The following is an 8,347-nucleotide window of genomic DNA, read 5'->3' on the forward strand; positions in this document are numbered from 1 at the left end:
TTTACACTCCCGGTTTGCGTGAAAGCACTTCGTCAATCATACCATACTCTTTTGCTTCCTGAGCAGTCATCCAGTAATCACGGTCTGAATCAGCCCACACCTTATCAAAATCCGTATGTGAATGATCGGCAATGATGGTATAGAGTTCTTTCTTCAACTTCTGGATTTCACGTGCCGTAATCTCAATGTCTGAAGCCTGTCCCTGAGCTCCACCCATCGGCTGATGGATCATCACACGCGAATGTGTCAGCGCAGAGCGTTTGCCTTCTTTTCCGGCAACCAGCAGGACTGCAGCCATGGAAGCAGCCATTCCGGTACAGATGGTAGCCACGTCGCTGCTGATAAACTGCATCGTGTCATAGATACCCAGTCCGGCATAAACAGATCCGCCCGGTGAGTTAATATAAATAGAAATATCCTTTCCAGCATCTACAGAATCCAGATACAGCAGCTGTGCCTGCAAGGTATTTGCCGTATAGTCGTCAATCTGTGTGCCAAGAAAGATAATGCGATCCATCATCAAACGGGAAAACACGTCAAGCTGGGTTACGTTCAGCTGGCGTTCTTCCAGGATATAAGGATTCAGGTAACCGGCCTGTGACTTGATCACATCGTCGAGTACCATACTGCTCATACCCAAATGCTTGGTAGCATATTTTCTAAAATCATCTTTCATGTCCAGTATGTTTATTGTGAATAATGAAGAGAGGCTTCCGACCTCCCGTTTTTCTGCAAGAACAAATGTACAAAACACTTCCGTTTTACAGAGAAACCCGGGTCAAAAGCCCCTCCTTTTTTAATAAGTTTTAGCACTTGCCAAAACTTGTCTTATCTGTCAATTATTGAAACATCTGATTGAATTCTTCAGCAGAAACAGCCTTGTGGTTCAAAGTAACCTGGCCTTTCAAAGTTTCTGACAGCTTGGATTCTACCACACGGTTCAGCAAAGCTTCTACGCTTTCCTGTTTCTTCAACATTTCCTTAGAGTAGTTTTCAAGCAGTTCTTCAGGAACATTGATCATACCGTACTGAGCGAACTGAGCGCGAGTAGCTTCTTTTGCCATGTTGGTCAGATCACCCTGTTCAACCTTGATGTCGTTAGCTGCAACCAGTTTTTCCTTGATCAGGTGCCAGGTCAGTTCTTCCAGGCTCTTTTCGTAGTTTTCAGCAACGAATTCTTCACCTTTTTCCTTGTTGTTGTCCAGCATGATGCGTTTCAGCAGTGCATCCGGGAATTCCAGCTTACCGATCTTGTTGGTCAGGTAAGTACGAACGTCGATCAGGAACTTGTAGTCGCTGTCAGCTTCAAACTGTTTAGCGATAGTTTCCTTGATCTGAGCACGGAATTCTTCTTCGCTGTGTGCCTTGCCTTCGCCCAGAACCTGGTCAAACAGTTCCTGAGTCAGTTCACCCGGGATCATACGAGTGATTTCTTCAATCTGGAAGCTGAAGTTACCTTTGTGGTCAGCAACTTCTTCTTTCTTCAGTTTCAACAGAGAAGCCAGTTCTGCTTCATTGTTGTCGAATGCTACAGAAGGATTGAATACCAGTACGGTATTTGTCTTGGCACCGTTGAAGATAGCTTTCTGTTCGTCGTTCTTCATGTAAACCGGCATCATTACAGCGCCTTCTACCTGAACGCCACCTTCTTTGGTATTTCCGTTTTCATCCAGCTCAGCCAGCAGACCTTTCAGCATGTCGTTGTCCTGATAGTCTTCTACTTTTTCATATTTTGCAGTACGCTGAGTGTACATCTTCACTTGCTGGTCAACCATTTCGTCGGTTACGTTGATATCATAGTAATCTACGCTATCGTTAGCAGACAATTCTACGTTGAATTCCGGAGCCAGTGCGATATCGAAAGAGAATTCAAAGTTTTCTTCGGTTTCGAAGTTCACCTGATTTTCTTTCGGCAGCGGAGTACCCAGCATGTTTACTTTATTTTCACGGATATATTCAAATACCTTTTCCTGCAGGAGCTTGTCGATTTCTTCTGCCAGTACAGACACACCGTACTGTTTTTTGATCAGACCTGCAGGTACCATTCCCTTACGGAATCCCGGCATATTCACTTTCTGACGAAGAGTCTTCAGAGCCTTTTCTACTTTTTCCTGATAATCAGCTTTTTCGATCTGGACAGTAAGCACTGCGCTTACGCTGTCTACGTTTTGCAATGAAATATTCATTTCTGGTTTATTTAATTATTACTATATTATTCTTTTTATCCAAAGAGGTTGCAAAATTAGTGTTTAATCTCTCAAATACCAAACTGTTATGCTAAAAAAAGCTAACATCTTGCTAAAATACAGCCTTTCCAATTCCTCACCCCTTTCCGACGGTGAGTTCCGGATATCGTTTATTCCCTGATATCCTTCAACTGGAAATCCTTGCGGCGGAGCACAAAACTGTTACTCAAATATTTCTCACGCACAATCTTGTTTTCGGCCAGTTCTTCGGGTGTTCCCTGGAAAAGGATTTTTCCTTCGAACAGCAGATAGGCACGGTCTGTAATGCTCAATGTTTCCTGTACGTTATGGTCAGTAATCAGAATTCCGATGTTTTTGTCCTTCAGTTTCCATACAATATGCTGGATATCTTCTACGGCAATCGGGTCGACTCCGGCAAAAGGTTCGTCGAGCATGATGAATTTCGGGTCAATAGCCAGGCAACGCGCTATTTCCGTACGCCGGCGTTCTCCTCCGGAAAGCTGGTCACCCAGATTCTTGCGCACCTTCTGCAGACGGAACTCTGCGATCAGGCTTTCCAGTTTTTCTTTCTGATATTCGGGAGTGGTATTTGTCAGTTCAAGCACCGAAGCGATATTGTCTTCCACACTCATCTTGCGGAACACAGAAGCTTCCTGCGCCAGATAGCCGATACCATTCTGCGCACGCTTATATACGGGGTAGGACGTAATATCCATATCATTCAGATAGATATGTCCTTCGTTGGGAACGATCAGTCCGGTCGTCATGTAAAACGAAGTCGTCTTTCCCGCTCCGTTCGGACCGAGAAGTCCCACGATTTCACCCTGCTTCACGTTGATGGAAACATGACTCACAACCGTTCGCTTGCCATATTTCTTGACCAGATTCTCCGTACGAAGCACCATACGTCCGTCGGCTGGAAGCTGAAAAGTCTCTTCCTGATGCTGTTGAATATTTTCTGCCATAACTTTTTCTTCTTAGCTATCGCAAAAGTAGTAAAAAACTTGGGGAATGTGGTCATCCTGCGGATTTTCATCTCATCTTTTATTATAATATAGCCAAAAAGCAGTATTTTTGCGAGAAATTATTCTGAAAAAATATGGTAAGACCAATCTCTACTCTAGGGAAATACTTGATGCTGATGGGACGCGTCTTTGCCCGCCCGGAGCGCATCCGAATGTATTTCAAGCAATACATCAATGAAATGGTGCAGCTGGGTATCAATTCCATTGGTATCGTACTTCTGATCTCTTTCTTCATCGGAGCAGTCATCTGTATCCAGATCAAGCTGAACATCGAAAGTCCCTGGATGCCGCGCTTCGTTGTAGGTTATACAACCCGTGAGATCCTGCTTCTGGAATTTTCATCGTCCATCATGTGTCTGATCCTGGCCGGAAAAGTGGGATCCAACATTGCTTCAGAAATCGGAACGATGCGTGTCACCCAACAGATCGATGCTCTTGAGATCATGGGTATCAACTCTGCTTCTTATCTGATTCTGCCCAAGATTCTCGGACTGATGACCATCATTCCGTTGCTGGTGATATTCAGTATATTCGCCGGGATCATCGGCGCCTTCTGTACCGCCTGGTTCGCCGGGATTATGAATGCAACGGATCTGGAATACGGACTCCAGTACTGCTTTATTGAATGGTACATCTGGTGCAGTTTCATCAAGTCACTGTTCTTTGCCTTCATCATTGCCAGTGTGTCGGCTTATTTCGGCTACACGGTGGAAGGAGGATCCATTGCCGTAGGAAAAGCCAGTACCGACTCGGTTGTATCAAGCAGCGTACTGATCCTGTTTTCCGACTTAATACTTACTCAATTGTTAATGGGATGATACAGATTAATTCTATTTATAAATCATTCGAAGAACGTACGGTGCTGAATGACATCAGTTTTACGTTCGAAAACGGAAAGACGAACCTGATTATCGGACAGAGCGGTTCGGGAAAAACCGTCCTCATGAAATGTCTGGTGGGCCTGCTTACCCCCGAAAAAGGAGAAGTCCTCTACGACGGACGTAACCTCATCAACATGGGCAAGAAGGAAAAGAAAGCCTTGAGACGCGAAATGGGAATGATCTTTCAGAGCGCGGCCTTGTTCGACTCTCTCTCCGTTCTGGAGAATGTCATGTTTCCGCTTGACATGTTTTCCAACCAGACTTACCGCGAACGTGTCAAACGGGCACAGTTCTGCCTGGATCGCGTAAACCTGATTGACGCACAAAAGAAATATCCCGGAGAAATCAGCGGGGGTATGCAGAAACGTGTTGCCATTGCCAGAGCCATTGCGCTCCAGCCTCAGTATCTGTTCTGCGACGAGCCCAACTCGGGTCTGGATCCGAAGACCTCACTGGTGATTGACGAACTGATACATGACATCACGACTGAGTATAACATGACCACTGTCATCAACACTCACGACATGAACTCCGTATTGGGCATAGGCGACAGCATTCTCTACATCTATCAGGGACACAAAGAATGGGAAGGCAACAAAGATGAAGTGTTCTCCGCAACCAATGAAAAGCTGAACAATTTCATTTTTGCTTCAGACCTGCTCAAGAAAGTCAAAAAAGAAGAAACAAAAGCCGAGCGCTGACAAAGCTTCAAAAACGCCGAGACGTTTTCACGAAAAGCCCGAATTCTTTTTCCATAAACGCCGAAACGTTTTTTGAAAAGCCCGAAGCCTTTCAGAGAAGCCTCAGAAGGTGTCTGGAAGAGGGGCTGGAAACGTGCGGTCGTTGGAGCGGAATCGACCGCACGATGAGCCCGAATCGTACTACTCGATGAGACGGAAACGTGCGGTCGATTTTTCGTATAGTTCCAGACGATTTTCCCGGGGGCAGATTTCCGCTCAGAATAAAAGCCAACAGCCTTGCAGGCGACCTTCTGCATTCAGAAGATTCAACCGGCAAAGCTGTTGGCTTCAGTTTTATGTATCAGCCTCAGGAAGGCTTATTTCTGTCGGATAAAGATGTTGATCGGTGTTCCACACAAATCCCAGCGTTCGCGGATCTTGTTCTCCAGGAAACGTTTGTAAGGCTCCTTCACATACTGAGGAAGGTTCGCAAAGAATACAAACGACGGAATCTGCGTATTCGGCAACTGAGTCACATATTTGATCTTGATATACTTACCCTTGTTTGAAGGAGGCGGATAAGCCTCGATCAGCGGCAGCATTTCTTCATTCAGACGGGCAGTCGGTATGCGTTTTGTTTTGGCCAGATAAACTTCCTTAGCCGTTTCAAGCACCTTGAAAATACGCTGCTTGGTCAGTGCTGAAGCAAAAATGATGGGGAAATCCGTAAACGGAGCAAGACGGTTGCGGATAGCTTCCTCAAAGGTCTTCATCACCTTGGCAGATTTGTCTTCCACCAAATCCCACTTGTTGACAACAACTACAAGTCCTTTCTGGTTGCGCTGTATCAGCGAGAAGATATTCAAGTCCTGTCCTTCCACTCCACGGGTAGCGTCCAGCATCAGGATACATACATCAGAACCTTCAATGGCACGGATGGAACGGATAACGGAATAGTACTCCAGGTCTTCGCTGACTTTGTTCTTCTTACGGATACCTGCCGTATCTACCAGATAGAAATCAAAGCCGAACTTGTCATAGCGCGTATAAATAGAGTCGCGGGTAGTTCCTGCAATATCGGTCACGATGTTGCGCTCTTCTCCGATGAAAGCATTGATAATGGAAGATTTTCCGGCATTCGGACGGCCTACCACGGCAAAGCGGGGAATATCCTCTTCGACGGTTTCTTCCACATTCTTGCGGAATTTACTCAAAACGAGATCCAGCAGATCTCCCGTGCCGCTTCCGCTCATGGCAGAAATACAGAACGGATCTCCCAAGCCCAGTGAATAGAACTCTGCAGCATTATACTGGAGCTCATTGCTGTCGGTCTTGTTGGCTACCAGGATCACCGGTGTCTTTGAACGACGCAGGATGCCGGCAACCTGTGCATCCAGGTCTGTCACTCCATTCATTACATCCACGACAAACAGAATCACATCGGCTTCTTCTACAGCCAGCAATACCTGCTTGCGGATTTCTTCTTCGAATACATCATCCGAGTTGACCACCCATCCTCCGGTATCCACTACGGAAAACTCCTTTCCCAGCCATTCCGACTTTCCGTACTGGCGGTCGCGGGTTGTACCGGCCTGTTCATTCACAATAGCCTGACGCGTTTTGGTCAGACGATTAAACAGTGTCGACTTTCCCACATTGGGACGTCCTACGATTGCTACTAAATTTCCCATATACTTTTATTTCAGTCTAACGGCTGTCACAGCCGAATCATTAATCTAATTGGTAACCAAAATTTTTCAGTTCTTTGTCTGAACTTCTCCAGTCCTTATCCACTTTCACAAAAGTTTCCAGATAAATGGTTTTCTGGAAGAAATGTTCCAACGTCTTGCGGGCTTCGGTCGCTACCTTCTTGAGCGCCTTGCCCTGCTTTCCGATAATAATTCCCTTCTGGGAATCGCGTTCCACATAAATAACAGCATTGATGTGAATGCTCTTGGCCTCTTCCTTAAACTGCTCTACGACAACTTCCACTGCATAAGGGATCTCTTTGTCATAGTACAGCAAAATCTTCTCGCGGATGATTTCCGTCACAAAGAAACGGGCCGGCTTATCGGTCAGCTGATCTTTTCCGAAATAAGGAGGAGAATCCGGAATCAGTTCCCTGATGCGCTTCATGACCGCATCCACATTGAAACGAGCCTTCGCTGAGACGGGTATAATTTCAGCTTTAGGCAGCATTTCATGCCACTGATCCACAAGTTTTACCAGATCTTTCTGATTGCTCAGGTCAATCTTGTTGATCAGCAACAAGACTGGTACATCCAAGCGACGCACCTTCTCCATAAACTCCTGGTTTTTATCGGGCTGTTCAATCGTATCCGTAACGTACAACAGTACATCCGCATCCACCAGCGCCGATTCTGAAAAGTTCAGCATAGACTCCTGAAGCTTGTAATTCGGTTTTAAAACTCCCGGAGTATCAGAGAAGACAATCTGCATATCGTCCGTGTTCAGAATACCCATGATACGATGACGAGTTGTCTGCGCCTTGAATGTTGCGATGGAAATACGTTCTCCCACCAGCAAATTCATCAAAGTAGACTTTCCGACATTCGGATTGCCCACAATATTAACAAAGCCAGCTTTATGCATAATCAACTTATTTGTTTACAGACAAAAAAACGCATCGGATTGGGATGCGTTTTCTTGTCTATTTTCATTAATTCTGAAAATTATTTATTACCGTCATATCCCCACTTCACATAAGAGGCTCCCCAGGTAAATCCTGCGCCAAATGCAGTGAAGATAATATTATCGCCTTTTTTCAGCTGCTTCTCATAATCCCACAGACACAACGGAAGTGTACCTGCGCTGGTATTACCATAGCGCTGAATATTAATCATTACCCGATCCAAAGGCACTTCCAGACGAGAAGCAACAGCATCAATGATACGCATATTGGCCTGATGAGGAACAATCCATGCAATATTATCCTTGGTCAGTCCGTTGCGTTCAGCAATCTGTGCTGTCACATCCGACATGTTTGAAACGGCATATTTAAATACGGTTCTTCCTTCCTGATACAAATAGTGCATCTTGTTGTCAACCGTAAAATAAGACGGAGGACATACAGATCCACCTGCTTTCATGTGAAGGAAAGGAAGACCTTTTCCATCAGTTCTTAAAATAGAATCCATGATACCATAATCTTCAGTCGTTGCCTCTACCATACAAGCAGCAGCACCGTCTCCGAAGATCGGGCAAGTTGCACGATCAGAATAATTAACCATCGACGACATCTTGTCGGCACCCACAATAATAATTTTTTTATGTCGGCCAGACTGGATCATGCTTGCAGCTGTCTCCATTGCATAAAGGAAGCCACTGCAGGCTGCCTGCAAATCGAATGCATAAGCATTCTTCAAGCCCAGCTTGTCACACAAGATTGAAGCTGTCGAAGGGAAATGGAAGTCTGGAGTAGTCGTGGCAACAATTACACAATCAATGGAATCAGGATCAGAATCCGTTTTCTGCATCAACTGCTTCGCAGCCTTACGAGCCAAATAAGAAGTACCCAAACCTTCTTCGTTAAG

8 protein-coding genes are annotated in these 8,347 nt (G+C 45.4%); 2 read left to right on the forward strand and 6 right to left on the reverse strand.

The genetic code is table 11. The features are described from left to right. Nucleotide 1: 1 nt before the first annotated feature. The 3 genes from clpP to lptB form a co-directional block, all read right to left on the reverse strand. The gene (gene clpP, locus BACCOPRO_RS11945; protein ID WP_008143991.1) at nt 2-676 is read right to left on the reverse strand and encodes an ATP-dependent Clp endopeptidase proteolytic subunit ClpP; all 675 of its coding nucleotides are present in this window, start codon (nt 674-676) and stop codon (nt 2-4) included. A gap of 163 nt (nt 677-839) precedes the next feature. Then, nucleotides 840-2,186 (reverse strand): trigger factor, encoded by a 1,347-nt coding sequence (gene tig, locus BACCOPRO_RS11950; protein ID WP_008143993.1) that lies wholly within the window; start codon nt 2,184-2,186, stop codon nt 840-842. A gap of 170 nt (nt 2,187-2,356) precedes the next feature. After that, nucleotides 2,357-3,172: an LPS export ABC transporter ATP-binding protein gene (gene lptB, locus BACCOPRO_RS11955; protein ID WP_008143995.1), complete on the reverse strand. Its 816-nt coding sequence runs from the start codon at nt 3,170-3,172 to the stop codon at nt 2,357-2,359. 134 nt (nt 3,173-3,306) lie between these two features. Between lptB and BACCOPRO_RS11960 the strand changes: the two genes are divergently transcribed. After that, on the forward strand, nt 3,307-4,050 hold the full coding sequence (locus tag BACCOPRO_RS11960) for an MlaE family ABC transporter permease (protein WP_008143998.1): 744 nt from the start codon (nt 3,307-3,309) through the stop codon (nt 4,048-4,050). Beyond that, nucleotides 4,047-4,814 carry an ABC transporter ATP-binding protein gene (locus BACCOPRO_RS11965; protein ID WP_008143999.1) on the forward strand — a complete coding sequence of 256 codons (768 nt, stop codon included), beginning with the start codon at nt 4,047-4,049 and terminating at the stop codon, nt 4,812-4,814. Before BACCOPRO_RS11960 ends, BACCOPRO_RS11965 begins: the two co-directional genes overlap by 4 nt. A 356-nt stretch (nt 4,815-5,170) precedes the next feature. On the opposite strand, the gene der is transcribed toward BACCOPRO_RS11965, so the two are convergent. The 3 genes from der to BACCOPRO_RS11980 all read right to left on the reverse strand — a co-directional run. Then, nucleotides 5,171-6,484, reverse strand: coding sequence for a ribosome biogenesis GTPase Der (gene der / locus BACCOPRO_RS11970; protein ID WP_008144001.1), 1,314 nt, complete (start codon nt 6,482-6,484; stop codon nt 5,171-5,173). 40 nt (nt 6,485-6,524) lie between these two features. Further along, nucleotides 6,525-7,406 (reverse strand): GTPase Era, encoded by an 882-nt coding sequence (gene era / locus BACCOPRO_RS11975; protein WP_008144004.1) that lies wholly within the window; start codon nt 7,404-7,406, stop codon nt 6,525-6,527. Nucleotides 7,407-7,486: 80 nt separating this feature from the next. Next, nucleotides 7,487-8,347: beta-ketoacyl-ACP synthase III (locus tag BACCOPRO_RS11980; protein WP_008144006.1), on the reverse strand; the 861-nt coding region annotated here is incomplete at its 5' end.

This window comes from Phocaeicola coprophilus DSM 18228 = JCM 13818 (assembly GCF_000157915.1).
Taxonomy (GTDB): domain Bacteria; phylum Bacteroidota; class Bacteroidia; order Bacteroidales; family Bacteroidaceae; genus Phocaeicola; species Phocaeicola coprophilus.

Bases quoted from the DNA above. Each gene is read 5' to 3' on its own strand.
- tig (WP_008143993.1), bottom strand. From the start codon at position 2,186: ATGAATATTTCATTGCAAAACGTAGACAGCGTAAGCGCAGTGCTTACT.
- BACCOPRO_RS11965 (WP_008143999.1), top strand. From the start codon at position 4,047: ATGATACAGATTAATTCTATTTATAAATCATTCGAAGAACGTACGGTG.
- der (WP_008144001.1), bottom strand. From the start codon at position 6,484: ATGGGAAATTTAGTAGCAATCGTAGGACGTCCCAATGTGGGAAAGTCG.
- BACCOPRO_RS11960 (WP_008143998.1), top strand. From the start codon at position 3,307: ATGGTAAGACCAATCTCTACTCTAGGGAAATACTTGATGCTGATGGGA.
- clpP (WP_008143991.1), bottom strand. From the start codon at position 676: ATGAAAGATGATTTTAGAAAATATGCTACCAAGCATTTGGGTATGAGC.
- era (WP_008144004.1), bottom strand. From the start codon at position 7,406: ATGCATAAAGCTGGCTTTGTTAATATTGTGGGCAATCCGAATGTCGGA.
- lptB (WP_008143995.1), bottom strand. From the start codon at position 3,172: ATGGCAGAAAATATTCAACAGCATCAGGAAGAGACTTTTCAGCTTCCA.